General features: G+C 69.6%; 22 protein-coding genes and 1 pseudogene. 7 read left to right on the top strand and 16 right to left on the bottom strand.

Going from position 1 to position 17,731, the window contains the following annotated elements:
* Positions 1-52: 52 nt before the first annotated feature.
* Together KI385_RS25550 and KI385_RS25545 are read right to left on the bottom strand one after the other, a co-directional pair.
* Positions 53-1,510 (bottom strand): aldehyde dehydrogenase family protein, encoded by a 1,458-nt coding sequence (locus tag KI385_RS25550; protein ID WP_238574492.1) that lies wholly within the window; start codon positions 1,508-1,510, stop codon positions 53-55.
* Positions 1,511-1,594: 84 nt separating this feature from the next.
* The gene (locus KI385_RS25545; protein ID WP_238574486.1) at positions 1,595-2,458 is read right to left on the bottom strand and encodes a helix-turn-helix domain-containing protein; all 864 of its coding nucleotides are present in this window, start codon (positions 2,456-2,458) and stop codon (positions 1,595-1,597) included.
* Between the two features lie 313 nt (positions 2,459-2,771).
* On the opposite strand from KI385_RS25545, the gene KI385_RS25540 reads away from it, so the two are divergent.
* Positions 2,772-3,254 (top strand): ATP-binding protein, encoded by a 483-nt coding sequence (locus KI385_RS25540; RefSeq protein ID WP_238574484.1) that lies wholly within the window; start codon positions 2,772-2,774, stop codon positions 3,252-3,254.
* 150 nt (positions 3,255-3,404) lie between these two features.
* Here the strand turns inward: KI385_RS25540 and KI385_RS25535 are convergent, their stop codons facing one another.
* The 6 genes and pseudogenes from KI385_RS25535 to rpmG all read right to left on the bottom strand — a co-directional run bounded on the left by KI385_RS25535 (position 3,405) and on the right by rpmG (position 6,993).
* The gene (locus tag KI385_RS25535; RefSeq protein ID WP_128509619.1) at positions 3,405-3,644 is read right to left on the bottom strand and encodes a DUF397 domain-containing protein; all 240 of its coding nucleotides are present in this window, start codon (positions 3,642-3,644) and stop codon (positions 3,405-3,407) included.
* A gap of 279 nt (positions 3,645-3,923) precedes the next feature.
* Positions 3,924-4,990, bottom strand: a pseudogene (locus tag KI385_RS25525) (serine hydrolase domain-containing protein).
* 109 nt (positions 4,991-5,099) lie between these two features.
* Positions 5,100-5,363, bottom strand: a complete 264-nt coding sequence (rpsR, locus tag KI385_RS25520; protein ID WP_238574483.1) for a 30S ribosomal protein S18 — start codon at positions 5,361-5,363, stop codon at positions 5,100-5,102.
* Between the two features lie 54 nt (positions 5,364-5,417).
* Positions 5,418-6,566 (bottom strand): CobW family GTP-binding protein, encoded by a 1,149-nt coding sequence (locus KI385_RS25515; RefSeq protein ID WP_238574480.1) that lies wholly within the window; start codon positions 6,564-6,566, stop codon positions 5,418-5,420.
* Positions 6,566-6,820 (bottom strand): type B 50S ribosomal protein L31, encoded by a 255-nt coding sequence (locus KI385_RS25510; protein ID WP_238574478.1) that lies wholly within the window; start codon positions 6,818-6,820, stop codon positions 6,566-6,568. Before KI385_RS25510 ends, KI385_RS25515 begins: the two co-directional genes overlap by 1 nt.
* A gap of 8 nt (positions 6,821-6,828) precedes the next feature.
* A complete protein-coding gene (gene rpmG / locus KI385_RS25505) occupies positions 6,829-6,993 on the bottom strand; it encodes a 50S ribosomal protein L33 (RefSeq protein ID WP_238574470.1) in 165 nt (54 codons plus the stop codon).
* Between the two features lie 73 nt (positions 6,994-7,066).
* Here rpmG and rpmB point away from each other — a divergent pair, with 73 nt between their 5' ends.
* From rpmB to tatA, 3 genes are all read left to right on the top strand, one after another.
* Complete coding sequence (gene rpmB, locus KI385_RS25500; protein ID WP_238574468.1) at positions 7,067-7,303, top strand: 50S ribosomal protein L28; 237 nt, start codon at positions 7,067-7,069, stop codon at positions 7,301-7,303.
* Positions 7,303-7,608, top strand: a complete 306-nt coding sequence (rpsN, locus tag KI385_RS25495; protein ID WP_238574463.1) for a 30S ribosomal protein S14 — start codon at positions 7,303-7,305, stop codon at positions 7,606-7,608. Before rpmB ends, rpsN begins: the two co-directional genes overlap by 1 nt.
* A 108-nt stretch (positions 7,609-7,716) precedes the next feature.
* Positions 7,717-7,914, top strand: coding sequence for a Sec-independent protein translocase subunit TatA (gene tatA / locus KI385_RS25490; RefSeq protein WP_128509626.1), 198 nt, complete (start codon positions 7,717-7,719; stop codon positions 7,912-7,914).
* Positions 7,915-7,935: 21 nt separating this feature from the next.
* Here the strand turns inward: tatA and KI385_RS25485 are convergent, their stop codons facing one another.
* The 8 genes from KI385_RS25485 to KI385_RS25450 all read right to left on the bottom strand — a co-directional run bounded on the left by KI385_RS25485 (position 7,936) and on the right by KI385_RS25450 (position 13,480).
* A complete protein-coding gene (locus KI385_RS25485; protein WP_238574462.1) occupies positions 7,936-8,781 on the bottom strand; it encodes a nitrilase-related carbon-nitrogen hydrolase in 846 nt (281 codons plus the stop codon).
* A 398-nt stretch (positions 8,782-9,179) separates the two neighbouring features.
* A complete protein-coding gene (locus KI385_RS25480) occupies positions 9,180-9,842 on the bottom strand; it encodes a chaplin (RefSeq protein WP_238574460.1) in 663 nt (220 codons plus the stop codon).
* 134 nt (positions 9,843-9,976) lie between these two features.
* Positions 9,977-10,363 carry a rodlin gene (locus KI385_RS25475; protein ID WP_238574458.1) on the bottom strand — a complete coding sequence of 129 codons (387 nt, stop codon included), beginning with the start codon at positions 10,361-10,363 and terminating at the stop codon, positions 9,977-9,979.
* A gap of 550 nt (positions 10,364-10,913) precedes the next feature.
* Complete coding sequence (locus tag KI385_RS25470; protein ID WP_238577833.1) at positions 10,914-11,300, bottom strand: rodlin; 387 nt, start codon at positions 11,298-11,300, stop codon at positions 10,914-10,916.
* A 288-nt stretch (positions 11,301-11,588) separates the two neighbouring features.
* Positions 11,589-11,879, bottom strand: coding sequence for a hypothetical protein (locus KI385_RS25465; protein WP_238574456.1), 291 nt, complete (start codon positions 11,877-11,879; stop codon positions 11,589-11,591).
* A gap of 274 nt (positions 11,880-12,153) precedes the next feature.
* Positions 12,154-12,387 (bottom strand): chaplin, encoded by a 234-nt coding sequence (locus KI385_RS25460; protein WP_128509707.1) that lies wholly within the window; start codon positions 12,385-12,387, stop codon positions 12,154-12,156.
* Positions 12,388-12,748: 361 nt separating this feature from the next.
* A complete protein-coding gene (locus KI385_RS25455; protein WP_238574455.1) occupies positions 12,749-13,135 on the bottom strand; it encodes a rodlin in 387 nt (128 codons plus the stop codon).
* A gap of 243 nt (positions 13,136-13,378) precedes the next feature.
* Positions 13,379-13,480, bottom strand: a complete 102-nt coding sequence (locus tag KI385_RS25450; RefSeq protein ID WP_425357093.1) for a chaplin — start codon at positions 13,478-13,480, stop codon at positions 13,379-13,381.
* A gap of 218 nt (positions 13,481-13,698) precedes the next feature.
* On the opposite strand from KI385_RS25450, the gene KI385_RS25445 reads away from it, so the two are divergent.
* The 3 genes from KI385_RS25445 to KI385_RS25435 all read left to right on the top strand — a co-directional run bounded on the left by KI385_RS25445 (position 13,699) and on the right by KI385_RS25435 (position 17,720).
* Positions 13,699-14,817 (top strand): winged helix DNA-binding domain-containing protein, encoded by a 1,119-nt coding sequence (locus tag KI385_RS25445; RefSeq protein WP_238574453.1) that lies wholly within the window; start codon positions 13,699-13,701, stop codon positions 14,815-14,817.
* A 67-nt stretch (positions 14,818-14,884) separates the two neighbouring features.
* A complete protein-coding gene (locus KI385_RS25440) occupies positions 14,885-16,573 on the top strand; it encodes a bifunctional 3'-5' exonuclease/DNA polymerase (protein ID WP_425356950.1) in 1,689 nt (562 codons plus the stop codon).
* 124 nt (positions 16,574-16,697) lie between these two features.
* Entirely contained in the window at positions 16,698-17,720 is a 1,023-nt protein-coding gene (locus tag KI385_RS25435) for an alpha/beta hydrolase (RefSeq protein ID WP_238574450.1), read from the top strand.
* Positions 17,721-17,731: the final 11 nt, after the last annotated feature.

The raw sequence follows: 17,731 nt of genomic DNA, 5'->3' as shown, positions 1-17,731 counted from the left end.
CACTCAAGCTACGAGCCCTTGCGGTCAGCTTCTGTCCTCAACTCGCATCCGCTCAGAACGGGAACTGCGACCGCCCGTGCTGAATGGAGATCCACTTGGTGGTGGTGAAGGCCTCCACCATCGCGTCACCGTTCAGCCGCCCGACGCCGGAGCTCTTCGCGCCGCCGAAGGGCACGATCGGCTCGTCGTGCACCGTGGCGTCGTTGACGTGGAACATGCCGGTGTCGATGCGCTTGGCGAACCGCACACCGCGCTCGATGTCGCCGGTGTGCACCGCGCCACTGAGCCCGTACGGCGTCGAGTTGGTGAGCTGCACCGCCTCCTCGTCGCCGTCGAACGGAATCAGCAGCACGACCGGGCCGAAGATCTCCTGCGTGAGGAGCGGGGAGTCCTCCGGCAGCCCGCCCAGCACGCTCGGCCCCACGAGCGTGCCCCGGGTCTCGCCGTGGACGAGCGCCGAGGCGCCCTCGGCGACGGCGCGGTCCACCAGCGAGGTGATGGCCTCGGCCTGGCCCTCGTTGATCAACGGGCCGATATGGGTCTGCGGGTCGGTGGGGTCGCCCACCTTGAGGGACTCGACCTTGGCGACGAACTTCTCGGTGAACTCCCGCTCGACGGCACGGTCCACCAGCACGCGGTTGGCGGCCATACAGACCTGGCCCTGATGGACGAAGCGGCTGAAGACGGCGGCGTCCACGGCATAGTCGACATCGGCGTCGTCGAGGACGACCAGCGCGCTGTTGCCGCCCAGTTCCAGCACCGTGTGCTTGAAGTTGGCGGCGGCGACGGTCGCGACATGCCGGCCGACCTTCTCCGAGCCGGTGAAGGAGATGGTCTTGGGCACCGGGTGGTCGATCAGCGCGTCACCGATCTCGGCGATATCGGTGACCACGACATTGAGCACGCCCGCCGGCAGCCCGGCCTCCTCGAAGATCTTGGCGACCAGACCGCCACCGCAGATCGGGGTGTTCTGGTGCGGCTTGAGGACGACGGCGTTGCCGAGCGCGAGGGCCGGCGCGACGGACTTGATCGACAGCAGGAAGGGGAAGTTGAAGGGGCTGATGACGCCGACCACACCGACCGGCAGCCGGTAGAGCCGGTTCTCCTTGCCGTCGATGGGCGAGGGCAGGATGCGGCCCTCGGCACGCAGCGCCAGCTGAATCGCCTCGCGCAGGAACTCCCTGGCCAGATGGAGCTCGAAGCCCACCTTGGTGAGGGTGCCGCCGACCTCGGCGGCGATCGCCTCGGACAGCTCCGCCTCACGGTCGTCGATGATCCGCAGCACGCGCTCGAAGACCAGCCGCCGGCTGTACGGATTGGTGGCGCCCCACCCCCGCTGCGCGCGCTCGGCGGCGCGGTAGGCCTGGTCGATCTCCTCGACCGTGGCGACGGGTATGGAGGTCAGCTTCTCGCCGTTGTAAGGATTGAAGTCGACGATGTCCCATGAGCCGCTTCCTGAGCGCCACTCACCGTCGATGAACTGATAGGCCAACTCGTCGAAGTAGGACATGCCATCCCGATCTGGAGAACAGGGCGCTCAGGGCGCCGCATTGGGGGGTGCTGACTCCTGATGGTTCGCCATCCTACCGACGCGTCACATGAGTTGAAGCAGACCGCGCAAGAGGTCTCTGGTTTCGGAGGGACTGGGCCCCTCCTCCTGGAGCCGGTCCATCACCCGCGCGTACTGCGCCACTTCCTCGGGCTTGTCTATATACAGCGCACTCGTCAGCTGCTCCGTGTAGACGACGTCCGGCAGCCCCGACTCCTGGAACCCGAGCATGGTGAAGGCGCCGCTCTCCCCCGCGTGCCCGCCCAGACTGAAGGGCATCACCTGGAGGCGCACATTGGGACGCTCGGACACCTCGATCAGATGTTTCAACTGCTCGCGCATGACCTCGCGTTCGCCGTACGGGCGACGCAGCGCGGCCTCGTCCAGCACACAGTGGAACTGCGCCGAGCGCTCGGCCACCAACAGCTTCTGGCGCTCCATGCGCAGCGCGACACGACGCTCTATGTCGGCCGGGCCGGCATCCGGCATACCGCGTTTGACGACGGCCTGCGCATAGCTCTCCGTCTGCAACAGCCCGTGCACGAACTGGACTTCGTAGACCCGGATGAGGGAAGTGGCTCCTTCCAGACCCACATACGTCTGGAACCAGCCGGGCAGCACATCGGTGTAACTGTGCCACCAGCCGGCGACGTTCGCCTCGCGCGCAAGGGAGAGCAGTGCCTCGCGCTCCTGCGCGTCACCGACCCCGTACAGCGTGAGCAGGTCCTCCACATCCCGTGCCTTGAAGCTCACCCGGCCCAACTCCATGCGGCTGATCTTCGATTCGGACGCACGGATCGAGTAGCCGGCCGCCTCGCGGGTTATCCCGCGCGATTCCCGCAGCCGGCGGAGCTGCGACCCGAGCAGGATTCGCCGCACCACCGACCCGCTCGACTCACTTGCGGACACCTCTCAGACCCTCCTGTGACCCCACCCTGTCCAACAGTGGGCCGCAGTCTGCCACGTTCAGGCTTCGTTGAGTGCTCATCCGGTTACTGATGTGTGCGACTCCCGCACGCCCTCCACAAGAAGCCCCAGGAAGAATCCCGAGCAAATCCGTCTGTGTCTACGCAATCACGGCACGTGCACGTGCATCTGCCCTTGCATCTGTCTCGCACATTGGGAACCATAGGCGTCGCACGCATGCACGCTCGTGAAAGATCCGCCAGATCCGGCTGACCGGCCAGGGTCATGACGTCCGCGAACGCCAGGAGTGCCTCGCATGGGGACCAAGGTTTTGACCATGCTCGAGCCGTTATGGCAGGGCTTTCCTCCCACCAACCCCTTGGCCGTCTCCGGATCCGCGTCCTGCACACTGCCGCCGCGCTACGAATCGGTGCGCTGCGCACGGTCGTTCACCCGCGAGACCCTGCAGGGCTGGGAGCTGGACGAGCTGTTCGACTCGGTCGCTCTGGTGGTCTCCGAACTCGTCACCAATGCCCTGCGGCACGCGATCCTCGCCGCCCCTGAGCACGCCGACGCCACCCCGCCCGCCCGGCTCCACCTGATGCGCTGGTCGCACCGGCTGATCTGCGCGGTACGGGACCCGAGCGATGAGTCACCGGTCGCCGGCGAGGCCGATTCCGCCGCGGAATCGGGGCGCGGGCTGTATCTCGTGGACTCCTTCAGCGACAGCTGGGGCTGGCACCCGCTGTCCGGCGTCTCCCACGGCAAGATCGTGTGGGCGCAATTCCGACTGCCGTAGCCGGCCCGCACACCGGGCGCACCGTCACGTACGGGCGCCCGGTCGTCATGTGCGGACCCGTCGCGTCACGTGCGGACCCGTCGCGTCATGACCCGTCGCCGCGCACCGGCCGACGCTCGCGTACGACTGAGCCCGGCCGCCCGGCCCGGCTCAGTCGCGTACGAGGTGGTCGAACTCCCCGTCCTTGACACCCAGCAGCATGGCCTGGACCTCGGCCGGCGTATAGACGAGCGCGGGGCCGTCCGGGAAGCGGGAGTTGCGTACCGCGATCTCACCCCCGGGCAGTTTGGCGAACTCCACGCACGAGCCCTGGGAGTTGCTGTGCCTGCTCTTCTGCCATGCCACATCACGGAGATCCGTTGCGGCCATGCCGTTGTATGCGTGGGGCACAAGGCTCTCCCGGTGATAAATGGTGTCAACTGCCCGGGATCATAGCTGCGTTCACATGCGGATGCATGCGCAGATGCACGTGCACGACAGGCGGTGCCGATGCGGTCACAGCTCGTCGAGCACCTTCCCCACACGCACCCTCACCATCGACCGCCGGCGGCCGCCCCTGATGCGGTGCGCCGGCACCTGGTACGGATCGTCGGGGCCGAAACCCTCATGGACGACGAAGAGACGAGTGCCGCGCCCTTCGGGTTCCAGGGTCCGGGTGAGCCCCGGCCCTCACTTCTTGCACAGGGCGGTGTCGAGAAGAGCCTTGACATCGACGGGGCCCTGCTTGGTGGGCGCTCCGTCGGCGGTGACGGCGATCGTGACGGCGCGGCCGTCATCGGTGACACCGGGGCGGGTCTTGTAGCCCGGGATGTCACCGCCGTGGCCCCACATCAGGCCGCCACAGCTCAGCGGGGTGCTGGTCACACCGAGTCCGTACCGGGCGCCGGGCCCCAGACCGAGACTGTCGGGGACCTTGACCGTGGTGCGCATCTGGACGAGCTGTGCGGGCTTGAGGAGCTTGCCGTCGAACAGGGCGGCGAAAAAGCGGTTCAGCTCGCTGGGGGTGGAGATCACCTGCCCGGCGGCCCATCCCCAGGAGGGATCCATCTCCGTGATGTTCTCCAGCGGTGCCCCGGGCTTCGCCGCGAAGTAGCCCTGGGGGTGGGCCTCCCGGATGCGCTCATCGCCCGCGCCGGGGAAGGAGGTGTGGCGCAGCCCGAGGCGCCGGATGATGCGGTGGGTGATCTGCTCGGACAGCGGGCGGCCGGTGACCTTCTCGACGATCAGGCCGGCCAGGAGGTAGTTGGTGTTGCTGTACGACCAGCCGGTACCGGGAGCGAAGAGCGCCTTGTGTGCCAGCGCCGTGTCGAGCAGGGTGCGGGGCTGGAGGTAGGTGTGGCGGTCCTTGCCGGTGAGGTCGCCGATGGCGTCGCTGTACTCGGGAGCCCGCTGGTGTGCTGGAGCAGCCGGCGTACCGTGATGCGGCGGCCGTCGATGCCCTCGCCCCGCACCAGCTTCGGCAGGTACTTCTCGATGGGGGCGTCGAGATCGACCTTGCCTTCGCCGACCAGTTGCAGGACGACCGTGGCGGTGAACGTCTTGGTGTTGCTCCCCGCCCGCACCTGCCCGTCGACCGGCGCCTTCGCCCCGGTCCTCAAGTCCGCGACGCCGGAAGCGTAGTTACGGGTGCGGCCGTCACGGCCGACGGCAGCGGCCAGAGCGGCGGGGTACTTGTCCTCGTGCACCAGGCGGTCCAGCCACTGCTGCACGACATCATCGGAGCCACGGGCCGGCACCCCGGACCCCCGGCCCTCGGGCGGGGCCTGGGCACCTCACGCCTCGGCAGGGGCCACCTGGCTCCTGCGCGGGCCGCGCAGGGTGCCGGCCGCGGTGGCCAGGTCCAGGTCACCGTGGTGCGTACGGAAGCAGCGCCATCTCCCGGGCGTTCTTGATCGCACGGGCCAGCCGGCGCTGCTGCTGCGCGGTGACCCGGGTGACCCGGCGATGGGGGCACCTCCCGGCCGGAGGCTGGGGGAGGATCTTGCCGCGGTCCGAGAGGAACTTCCGCAGCAGGTCGGTGTCCTTGTAGTCGATATACGTGATGCCCGCCGCGTCCAGCGGATTGGGGCGGGGTGTGGAATTCCGGCGCGGGTCGGACCGACGGGGCATGAGAGCTTCCTTGTGCGTGCTGGGGGCCGTGCGGACAAAGCGGCACGGCCTGCGTTACGAAACGGGGTCGAGGAGTCCGTCGAAGGCGGGCGGCAGGCTCTTCCAGGCCGGCGGGCCGCCCGCGTACTCGGCGTCGGTGAGCAGACACGACTCCAGGAGCGAGGTGAGGCCCTCGCGGTCCAGGCCCGGCGAGGTGAAGACCAGATGCTGGGCGCGGTCACCGTGCTCGGGATGCCAGTCCAGGGCGGCGGCGGCCCGGCGCATCGGCGGCACCATCTCCCAGGCGGCGTCCGGGAGCGAGGCCAGCCACGGCCCGGCGTTCTCCACGCACAGCGCACCACCGGCCGCATCCCAGGAGAGCAGCGTGTCCGGGCGGTCGGCCAGCCAGAACCGGCCCCGGCTGCGCGCGGCCGCACAGGTCAGGTCCTCCAGCGCGGTGTAGAGCCGCTCGGGGTGGAAGGGCCGGGTCTGCTGCCATACGAGCGTGCCGACGCCCTCCGCGTCGGCCTCCTGCGGCAGCAGCGCACAGGCCGGGTGCTGGCGGGCCGCGGCCGCCTCCACATCGAAGCCGGCCATCGCGGCGGCCGCCAACTCCCCGGATTCGACCGGGACCTGGTGTGCCATCGGGTGCAGCTGGGCGAGCAGCGCGAGGTCGGCGGGCTCGGCCTCCTCCTCCCCCGTCGCGATCGCCAGCACCGGCGCGTACTCCAGCTGCCGCGCCCAGGTGTCGGCGACCGTGCGCCGGTCGGAGGCCGCGGCGGCGAGGCCCGCCTCGGCGAGGTCGTCGCCACAGCCGAGGTAGGGCAGCAGCAGCGCCGGGTCGACGGCGGTGAGCACGCCGGTCAGCGCGAGGTTCCGGCTGCCGCAGCCGCTGATCACCTCGGCCATCGCCTTGGGCTCGACCGAGTCCCACAGTTCGACGATCGCCAGCCGGCAGGTCCGGCCGGCGGCCAGCCGCTCCAGCTCGGGCACCAGGTCCTCGCGCAGCGCACAGCAGGCGCAGTCGTTGACCAGCGGCGCCTCGCCGGTGTCGAGCGTGCCGCCGGCGTCGCGGACCGTGCGCGTCACGGTGCCTTCGGCGGCCGAGGCGAGGTCGTGATGGAGAGCGACGCTGCCGGGTACGGAGCGCAGCAGCCGCTCGACGGCGGCCTGCCGCGCATCCGCGTGCAGGCCGCCCACCAGCACGACGTTGAGCCGCTCCATCAGCGTGCCCCGCGGTTGCCGTAGCGGCGCTCGAACCGCTCGACGCGGCCCGCGGTGTCCAGCACCCGGGCGGTGCCCGTGTAGAAGGGGTGGCTCGCCGAGGAGATCTCGACGTCGATGACGGGATAGGTGTTCCCGTCCTCCCACTCGACGGTCTTCTCGCTGGTCGCGGTCGAGCGGGTCAGAAAGGCGTAGTCGGCGGCCCGGTCACGGAAGACGACGGGCCCGTAGGCGGGGTGGATTCCAGACTGCATCGCTGTCCTCAGCGCTCCTCTCGGAAGGTGATGTGACGGCCGGCGACCGGGTCGTACTTGCGCAGTTCCAGGCGGTCGGGGTCGTTACGGCGGTTCTTGCGGGTCACGTACGTGTAGCCGGTGCCGGCGGTGGACCGGAGCTTGACGACCGGGCGTAGTTCGTTGCGGGCCATGGGGTTAGTATACGGAAATGGTTTCCATTTTCAATAGCTCCTCATCGGGGGCCCCGACCGGAGGGATCGCACCTTGTCCGCCCACTGCCAGCTGACCGGCCGCAAGCCGGGCTTCGGCAACTCGCTCTCCCACTCGCACCGCCGCACCTCGCGCCGCTTCGACCCCAACATCCAGCGCAAGCGCTACTGGCTGGAGAGCGAGGGCCGGCACATCCGGCTCACGCTGAGCGCCAAGGGCATCAAGACCGTGGACACGATCGGCGTCGAAGCGGCCGTCGCCCGCATCCGCGCACGAGGGGGGAAGGTCTGATGGCCAAGCAGAGCAAGATCGCCAAGAACGAGAGGCGCCGCGCGACCGTCGCCCGCTACGCGGCCCGGCGGGCCGTCCTCAAGGCCGTCATCCGCAGTCCCCACACGCCGGAGGAGGAGCGCACCGCCGCCCGGCGCGAACTCTCCCGCCAGCCACGGGACGCCAGCGCCACCCGCGTACGCAACCGCGACAGCGTCGACGGCCGCCCGCGCGGCTACTTCCGCGCCTTCGGCCTGTCCCGCGTACGGCTGCGCGAGCAGGCACACGCGGGCTATCTGCCGGGGGTCCGCAAGTCCAGCTGGTAGCCGCCCCACCGGCCGTCCGGGGCCGGGGCACCCCTGGACCGGGCGGCCGGACCGTTGGGGTAATACTGGACAGAACGTCCACCGCCCCCGACGAAAGCGAGCGCTCCCATGCTCCGCAACGCCTTCGAGCCCTGGCACCTGATCCTGATCATCGCGGTTCTCGTGCTGCTCTTCGGTTCGAAGAAGCTGCCCGACATGGCGCGCGGTCTCGGCCGCTCGATGCGCATCCTCAAGTCCGAGGCCAAGGCCCTCAAGGGCGAAGGGACGACCGAGGCGCCCCGCCCGGAGTCGGCCACCGGCCACTGACCCCCGGCCCCGATTACGGGGTCAGTGGTCGCCGCCCTCGTCGATCAGCCGCCGCACCTCGCGGTCGATCAGCCCCAGCCGGGCCTCGGCGACCAGCGGTACCGTACGGCGCTGCCGGCGCGCCTCGGCGAGATCGATCTCCACGGTGACCAGCGAGGGCTCCCACTTGGGCGCCTGCGCCACCACCGCCCCGCGCGGGTCCACCACCCGCGAGCCGCCCCAGAACGTCGCACCGTGCTCATTGCCGACCCGGTTGACGAAGACCACCCAGCACTGCAGCATCCGCGCCGTATAGGACAGCAGGGTGTCCCAGTACAGCCCGGTGTCCATGCCCTCCGGGTCCAGGCTCGCCGCGCTGTTGGTCGGCACGAACAGCACCTCGGCGCCGTCCTGCACCGCCAGCCACGGCACCACCGGCTGCCAGGCGTCATTGCACACCAGCGTCGCGCCCCGGCCGCCGCTCTTGGACCGCTTCAGGTCGTACGCGCGCATGGACTGTCCCGGGCTGACGTGCTTGCGCTCCTCCCAGGCCAGGTAGTTGGGGAGGTACAGCTTGCGGTGCGCATGCAACAGCGCACCGGCCGCGTAGTACACCGAGGTGTTGTACGCGCGCAGGCTGGTGTGCTCATGGAAACCGACCAGCACATCGGGGCCGAGGGTGCTCAGCTCCAGCAGCCGCGGATCGTTCGCCTCGATGGACTCATCGCGCTTGAGCGCGCCCAAGTGATAGCCGTGCAGGCTCAGTTCGGGGAAGATCACGAGATCGGCGGCCTGAGCCGCCGCCTGCTCGATCTGCTCGCGGGCCACGGCGAGGTTCTCCGCGATGTCTCCCAGCACGCAATCGGTCTGCGCCAGCGCAATGAGCATGACCCCACCTCATCGACTCATCACTTTTGCGGCTTCTATCGTAATTTTGCCAGAGGCCGCAGCGAGCGGCACGGCCCCGCGGCGCATCCGGCCCCGCCCCGCTTCAAACGCCCGGAAGACGGGTCCCCACCAATGAGGGAAACGGCGAACCTTCCCGTGCCGGACCCTGCCATGACGCGTTGATCCGCACGATCCGTCGTACGGCCCGCAGGGTGGCTTCCAGCCGCAGCGCCGCCCATCGGCTGCGGTACGACGGCCCGCGGTCGAGTCGTCCGGCGATGCCGACGGCCGGCTCGACCGGGCGGCCCAGGCCGAGCGGCCCGCCGGACCCGCTCGGCCGGCCGCCGAGCCGCCGTACACCCCGGGAACCGCCCCGCGCGCCGTACGCGGCCTCCGCCTCATCTGCGCCGCGTACGGGCCCTGCGCAGCAGCAGCGCCCCGCCCAGCACCAGCCCGCCGCCCATACCGGCCACCATGCCCAGCTGCTCCGCCCCGGTGGACGCCAGCAGCGCGGAGCCGGCCGACGCCCCGGCCCGCGCCACCGCATCCACCCGCGGATCCTGCACGGGGTGCGGAGCGGGCTTCTGGGCGGGCACTGCGGCGGGTGTGCGGGCAGCCGGACCGGCGGGCTCGTGGGCGGGTGCGGCCGGGGCCGGAGCCGCGGCCGGGGCCGGAGCCGCGGGTGCGGCCCGGTGTCCGGCCGGCCGGTGGTCCGGGTGGTGCCCCGGCTCGGGAGCCCTGCGCTGCACCGGCTCCGGGGCCCTGCGGAATGCCACCCCCGGGGGCGCCGCCAGCGGCGGCTGGGCGGCCGGCACGGGTGCACCCCCGGTCGCGCACGAGTTACCCATGGCCGGGTTGAGCGCCGCGGCCGCGTCCACGGAGTTGCCGCATGCATTGACCGGGGTGTCCACGCTCACCTGGATCGTGTTCCCGGACAGTACCCCGGGCGAGTCCGTGCTGCCCCCTGCGGCGCCGGCGTCCGCGTACGCCACCCCGCCGCTCGCGCCGAGCACCCCCGACACCGCCGCCACGAACACGCACGTCTTCAGGCTCTGTCGCATCTCTCATCCCTCCTCTGCAGTTGTTGCGTACGGGCAGCCGCCCGCACCCCCGTTCCGCTCGCACGACCGGGCGGCCGGCAGCGCATACGCGGCGCCGACCGCCCGGGGTCGCAAGCGGTGGACCGGCCGGGTCGTCAGTCGTTGCCAACCCCGTTGCCGGACAGCACCGCGATGTCGTCCAGGATGTGCGACAGCGCCTCGTCGCCCTTGGCCTGGCTGGAGTTCTCGACGCACTGCTGGTTCTGCGGCGACGACAGCACGTTGATGTCCTGGGCAACGATGGCCAGGACGTTGATCTTCGGAAGGCCCAGGCAGAGGTCGTTCAGGGAGCCCTGCACGAGCCCGAGCTGGGTGCTCAGATTGCCGCGCGTGGTGGAGTTGCCGTAAATCGACTTGTAACCATTGCCGTTGACCGTGGACGTGCCGTGATCGTTGCCGATCGCCATGGCCTGCGGCGCGGCCGCCGCGGTCATTCCCACGAGCGACGCCGCAATCGCCACGCCCGACATCATCTTCTTCATCGCGCAAACCCTTCAGGAGAAGGAACTCCCGGCACGGGAGCCCTGTTTGAATAACCCGTCACACCCGCGCGAGTTCCGCATCATCACCCAAACAGATGGTGCGGGACTTCCCGAAAAGACGTCACATGCATTACCGGATAACCGATACCATCCGCATGTTCCCTTTCCGGACCGGTCGGGTGAACCTAATTTCATTCCTCGAAAGAGGACGAGCCCCGAAGAATCTCCGGGCGGACGGTACGACAAAGGGCCTGCGTCACCGGTGAACGGGAATCGCAGGCCCTGCTCTGTGTTTCCGGCCGGCATGCCAATGCCCTGGCGGCCCCATCAATGTCGCAAGGGCATTGGCACGCTTCCCTCCACACATCATTCTTAACGATCCGGTGCACCGCATATCGGTAACGGGCAAATAACAATTCCGCGCACCGGTGTCCGCCGTTTCCCGCACCGTTTCCCGCACCCAAGGCCCCCGCTTCGCGCGGCGAGGGCAGCAAAAACCCGGGCCGCCCAGAAGAAGGAGGGCTGGGCGGCCCGGGCCTTACTCAGCCGCTCACTGGTTGCGGACGCCGTTGGCGGAGAGCACCGCGATGTCGTCCAGGATGTGCGACAGCGGTTCGTCGCCCTTGGCCTGGGTCGAGTTCTCGACGCACTGCTGGTTCTGCGGCGACGACAGGATATTGAGGTCCTGCACCCCGGCGAGGAGGTTCAGCTTGCCCAGGGCGAGGCACGGCTTGTTGAGAGAGCCCTGGATCAAGCCGATCTGCGGGCTCATGTAGCCGTACGTGGTGGAGTTGCCGTAAATCTGCCGGGAACCGTTGCCGTTGACGGTGGAGGTGCCGTGGTCGTTACCGGTGGCCATCGCCTGTGGGGCGGCAGCGGCGGCAATGCCGACAAGGGACACAGCCACAGCTGCGGTCGCCAGTGTCTTCTTCATGATTGCTATTCCTTCGTGTTTCGGGTTGCCCTTGGGACGGACAAGATGCCCAACTCGAAAGAATTGAGTTGGGTTGTGCTGATTCACTCCAATGAGCTTGCCCCTGGTCAGTCGTACCGAGCAGGGGCAAGCGCCCGGGAGATACGAGCGGGATTCATTCGGTGGGCCACCGCACCCCGCCCGGTGATTTCGGCCGGGCCCGTGAAGCATTCGGCAGCCGCGGTATCGCCGGAAACGATGAACTGCCAATATCCACGCCGCGGCCGGCGGGCGAGTCCGCGCGCCCGGGAATTACTTACCGAGCGGCAGACCACCGAGCAGCGGAGCGTTCTTGGTGGCTCCGGCGACGCTCCCGAGAAGTTTCTTCGCGCTGGTCGACTTGACCTTGTCCTTCGTGGTCTTGACCATCTTGACCAGCGGCGCGATCTGGTGGCCGTCCAGCTGCTTGCTGTTCAGCGCGTCCGTCAGACCGCCGTTGAGGCTCATGGTCGGAGCGCCGGGCTGGGCGGCGAAAGCGGGCACGGCCGCACCCAGCGCCAGGACGGAACCAACAGCAACTGCGGCAGACTTCGCGTACTTCACTTTCAACTGTCCCTTCTCGGGCGGTGCTTGAAGGTCCCACGACACTGGCGCCGCGTGAGCATTCGCTTCGCTGCTCGGATCACCGCATTCACCCTGACTAACGAGTGCGGCCGCACGGAGAAACTCTGAAGTTCCTCCTCCTTGACAACGCCACTCGAAAGGCGTGACCCCTATACGCCTGCCCCTGCCGGAAGACGAATGCCGACCGGCCCCGATGCGCAGGGGACCGCGCACCGGGGCCGGGTCACATGGACACGGCTCGAATTCCTTCGAGTCAGTGGTTCAGGCAGTTGTTGCCGAACGCCGGGTTCAGCAGAGCGACGATGTTGATGGTGTTGCCGCACAGGTTGATCGGAATGTGGATCGGCACCTGGATGGCGTTTCCGGAGATGACACCGGGGGAGTTCTTGGCGCCACCCGCGGCACCCGCGTCGGCGAACGCCGGCGCAGCCGAGCCCACCGCCATGAGCGTTCCGGCAGTGACTGCTGCGACCTTTGCGTACTTCACTTTCAGCCCTTCCTGCAGCGGGTCCGTAGCGAACACGACCGTCGTGTCGCTCGGGCGGTGAGCTGCTCGCCCGTAACGCCGCTGCCGATATTGGTAACGATTTCTCCTCGTGGACGAAACTCTTGCCCGGAGGTTTTCGGAGGAATCGCCCGAAGGGTGCACAACCATTTCAGGAGATTGCCACCGCGCATATGACGCGGAAAAAACACCGGAGTTCGAACGAACGAGGCACCCGCCGAATACGAATTCCTACCGAAAGGGACACGAAAATTTTCGGCCCTACGGTTCGTAAGAGGGTGTCGCGGGCCCGGACCGCTCAGGAAGAGAGAGCCGGCGGCCGGGCCTGCGAACGACGGCCGGTTCAGCGATTGCCGACACCGTTGGCGGAGAGCACCGCGATGTCGTCCAGGATGTGCGACAGCGCCTCGTCGCCCTTGGCCTGGCTCGAGTTCTCGACGCACTGCTGGTTCTGCGGCGACGACAGCACGTTGATGTCCTGGGCGATCGCCGCGCCGTTGATCTTGGGCAGGGCGAGGCACAGCTTGTTCAGCGAGCCCTGGATGAGCTCCAGCTGCGGGCTCATGTTGCCCCGGGTGGTGGAGTTACCGAACGCGGACGCGGCACCGTTGCCGTTGACCGTGGAGGTGCCGTTGTCGTTGCCAACAGCCATCGCCTGGGGGGCGGCCATCGCCGAGATGCCGACGACGGACGCGGCTACAGCCGTCGTGGCCAGGACCTTCTTGATCACGATTTACCCTTCTCGAAGCGGAGTGCCCGTATCCGGAGCGACCTGGTCAACTCCCTTCTGGGGGTGCGGTTTCGCCGTTTCACCCGAATGCCGCGAAACCATAGATACATATCACTGCATGCGTGCGGCACCGCATTGCGGGATACTTTTCGGCATACCAAAGGCCGGTACGAAAATTCGCACCGGCCTTTGCCGTCGAGAGGCCCTCCGCACGCGGGCGGGGCCTCAAAAGCAGTACGGCGCTCAGCGGTTGAGGCAGTTGTTGCCGAACGCCGGGTTCAACAGGGCGACGATGTTGACGGTGTTGCCGCAGACGTTGACGGGCACGTCGATCGGGACCTGGATAAGGTTGCCGGAGGAATCTGTAGGCGCCGCTTAGAGCGACAAGCTGCTCAACGCATCAACCGGGGCAAAGTGGCAGCTCAGCAGGGTGAACACCTGGCTCGTGTGTCCGAAGAAGGGGCGCGGGAACGGACTCCCCGAATGCTTTGCCCTCGTCGCACGGCTTCTCAACTCTTCGCCGTCTCCGGTCGCTTGTCAGTGGGGTCGTGTGCAATGGCGTGATGAAGGTGACGCAAGCACAAGTGCTGGCCTGGCGATTGCGGCAGCAGGGTCTGGCGCCGCGGACGACCGCCTCGGTCGAGGAGCTCGTCGCGCGGCTGGCCGGTGTACAGGCGCAGGTGTCCTCGGCCGCCGAACTCGCCCTTTCCGTCAGGCAGAAGAAGCCGCGTCCCGACGCCGTACAGCAGGCACTCGCCGCCCGTTCCCTGATCAGGACCTGGGCAATGCGCGGCACGCTGCATCTGTTGCCGGCCGAGGCAATGCCGGAATATCTGGCGCTGCTGGGGGCCGCGCGGACCTGGGAAAAGCCTTCCTGGCAGCGGGGCTTCGGTGTGGGGCCGCGGCAGATGGCGGCCCTGGGCGAGGCCGTCGACGAGATTCTGGACGGGCAGGTGCTGACCCGGCAGGAGCTGACCGACGCGGTGTTGGTGCGCGCCGGTCTGGACGGACTGGGCGAGCAGTTGTCCTCCGGGTGGAGCGCCGTCCTCAAGCCGCTGGCCTGGACGGGGCGGCTGTGCCAGGGGCCGCCCCGGGGGCAGAACGTGACCTTCACCGCGCCGCGGTCGTGGGTGCCCGGGTGGCGCGGGGTGCCGGATCCGGAGGAGGCCGCACCGGCGGTGATTTCCGCGTATCTGGGGGCGCACGGTCCGGCGACGCCCGCCGCGTTCGATGCCTGGCTGCTGCGTGGCGCGACCCGTAAGGCCGTTCTTCGCGGCTGGTTCGAGGCGCTGGGCGACCGGCTGACGGAGGTCGAGGTGGACGGCGCGGGCGGAGCGTTCGTGCTGAGCGAGGACGCCGAGGCGCTGGCGCGTACCGAGCCGTCGCGGGAGGTCCGGCTGCTGGCCGGCTTCGATCAGTACGCCCTCGGGCCCGGCACCGCCGATACGAGGCTGATCGCGGCCGGCCGGCGCAAGGCGGTGAGCCGGACCGGGGGCTGGATCTCGCCGGTGGTGGTGCACGAGGGCCGGGTGGCCGGGGTGTGGGAGTTCACCGAGGAGTCGGTGGTGGTGACGCTGTTCGCGGAGCACGGCGAGGTACCGCGGGCGGGGCTGGAGGCGGAGGCCGCCCATCTGGCCCGCTGCACGGGGCGCGAGCGCCCGCTCGTGGTGCGTAACGGCTAGCTGTCAGGCCGCGGGAATCGTGTCGTATGGGCTGGTCAGGGGCGTTGTCAGACCCTGGTGCAAGACTTTGGGCATGAGATGGGCGGTGGTGGAGACGGGCGACGGGGGTGCTCGTCTCTGCCCGCTCGCCCAGGACGGCCGGCCCGCGGGCCCGGTGGTGCGGGAGCCCTCGCTGGCCGAGGCCGTGCGCTCGCGCCCCGAGGTCGAGCGGTGGGTGTGGCGGTCCACCGCGGAGATCTACCGGCGGCTGCTGGCGGCGGGGGTGCGGGTCGAGCGGTGCTACGACGTGGAGGCCGCGGAAGCGCTGCTGATCGGCCACGAGGAGGGCCAGTCGGGCCAGCCGCGGTCGCTGGCCGCCGCCTGGGCGCGGCTGCACGGGCTGCCCGTCCCCCAGGACGCGCCCGCGCGCACGGCGCAGACGCAGCCGTCGCTTTTCGAGCCGGGCCCGGTGCCGCTGCCGCCCGGCACGGACGAGCTGGCGGCGCTGCTGGAGGTCTATGCCGGCCAGGTGGCGCGTACGGAGAAGACCGAGCATCCCGACCGGATGCGGCTGCTGCTCGCCTCCGAGTCCGCGGGCATGCTGGTTGCCACGGAAATGGGGCGGGCCGGGGTGCCCTGGCGGGCGGATGTGCACCGCAGGCTGCTCGACGGGCTGCTGGGCGAGCGCTATCCGGGCGGGCTGGAGCCGCGCCGGATGGCGGAGCTGGCGGACGAGGTGTCCCGAGCCTTCGGGGACGGCGCGCGGGTGCGCCCGGATCTGCCGAACGACATCATCAAGGCCTTTGCCCGCGCCGGGATTTCCCTCACCTCGACCCGCAAATGGGAGCTGCAGCAGATCGATCACCCGGCGGTGGCACCGCTGTTGGAGTACAAGACGCTCTACCGTCTGCACACCGCCCATGGGTGGGCCTGGCTGCAGCAGTGGGTGCACGACGGCCGCTTCCGCCCCGAGTATCTGCCGGGCGGCACGGTCTCCGGCCGCTGGACCACCAACGGCGGCGGCGCACTGCAGATCCCCAAGGTGATCCGGCAGGCCGTGCTCGCCGACCCGGGGTGGCGCCTGGTGGTCGCCGACGCCGACCAGATGGAGCCACGGGTGCTGGCGGCGGTCTCCCGCGACCGTGGCCTGATGGAGGTGGCCGGCAGCGGCGAGGATCTGTACGCGGATCTCGCGGCCCGCGCGTTCGGCGGCGACCGCGCCCAGGCCAAGCTCGGCCTGCTGGGGGCCATTTACGGCCAGACGTCCGGCGACGCCCTCAAGCACATGGCCGATCTGCGCCGCCGCTATCCGGCCGCGGTGGCGTATGTGGACGATGCGGCCCGCGCCGGCGAGGAGGGCCGGCTGGTGCGCACATGGATGGGCCGCACCTGCCCGCCCGCGTCCGTGGCCCCGCCCGACGAGGCCGGCCTGCCCCAGGAAGAGGAGCAGCCCTCGGGTTACGGCAGCGGCTCGGCGGCGGCCCGCGCCCGCGGTCGGTTCACCCGTAACTTCGTCGTCCAGGGCAGCGCCGCCGACTGGGCGTTGCTGGTGCTGGCCGCGCTGCGCCACTCGCTGTCGGCGGGCGGGCTCCGCGCCGAGCTGGTCTTCTTCCAGCACGACGAGGTGATCGTGCACTGCCCGGCGGAGGAGGCCGCGACGGTGTCCGAGGCGATCTCGGCGGCGGCCGCGGCGGCGGGCCGGATCGCGTTCGGCGAGACCCCGGTCCGCTTCCCGTTCACCACGGCGGTGGTGGAGTGCTACGCGGAGGCGAAATGAGGGGTGGGCTTGGGGGCGCTTCGGGAGGCTGGGCGGGAGCACCGGCGGGAGGGTGTCGGTGATGGTGTGAGGGCCGCGGCGTGAGCCATATTCGTTCTTTCCGCGCGATCAGAGGAGTGTCCAGATGACCGTCCCTCCGGGGCTGCGTGTCCATCCCGAACTCGCCCCGTTTCTGGCTTCGTTGCCGCCGTTCGCCGATCCGTACAAGGACATCGAGGCCACCCGCGAAGGCTTCCGCGCACTGCTGGCCTCGAACCCGGCCGACCGCTCGGGGATACGCAGCGAGCGGTACGACATCCCGCGGGCGGACGGCAGCGCGCTGACGGTCGAGGTCTACCGTCCGGAGGACGCGGAGGGCGCCGCCCAAGGGGGCGCGTTGCCTGCTGTGTTGCACTTCCACGGGGGCGGGTACGCCATCGGACGGTCGTTGCCGGGGCAGGACCGGGCGGCCATCGCGCTCTGCCGTGAGCTGCCCGCCGTCACCGTCACCGTCGAATACCGGCTCGCTCCCGAGCACCGCTATCCGGCCGGTGTGGAGGACTGCTATCTGGCCCTGGAGTGGACGGCGCGGCGGGCGGCCGAGCTCGGCATCGACCCCGAACGGATCGCGGTCACCGGCAAGTCGGCGGGCGGTGGACTCAGCGCGGCCGTCGCCTTGATGGCCCGCGACCGCGGCGGCCCGCGCCTCGCCTATCAGTCGATGTGCGTACCGGACCTGGACGACCGCGTTGCCGAGGAGCCGATTCCGGCGGACGCGGCCTCGGGCCCCGGCGCGGCGGATGCCGCTCCGGATCCGCGGCTGAACAGCCTTCGGACGATCCGGCTGGCGTGGCAGCACTACCTGCCGGAGGGGGCGACGGCGGATGCCTACGCCGCGGCGGCCCGCGCCTCCGATCTGTCGGGGCTGCCGCCGGCCTATGTCCTGGTCTGCGATCTCGATCCGCTGCGGGACGGCGGCCTGGCGCATGCCCGGCGGCTGATGGATGCCGGGGTCCCGGTCACCGTGCGCAATGTGCCCGGTGCCTGGCACGGCTTCGAGCTCTATGCGCCGGAAACCCGGATCGCGAAGGAGATGACGGCGCATTGGACGGGGCACTTGAGGGCGGCGTTGTATCCGGAGGCGGCGTTGGGGTCGGGGGTGGAGTAGCGGGGTAGCCG

The organism is Streptomyces inhibens (assembly GCF_022221585.1).
Lineage (GTDB): Bacteria > Actinomycetota > Actinomycetes > Streptomycetales > Streptomycetaceae > Streptomyces > Streptomyces inhibens.
Note: the sequence above shows the minus strand (reverse complement) of the source record. Positions and strands in the feature narration are given on the sequence as shown.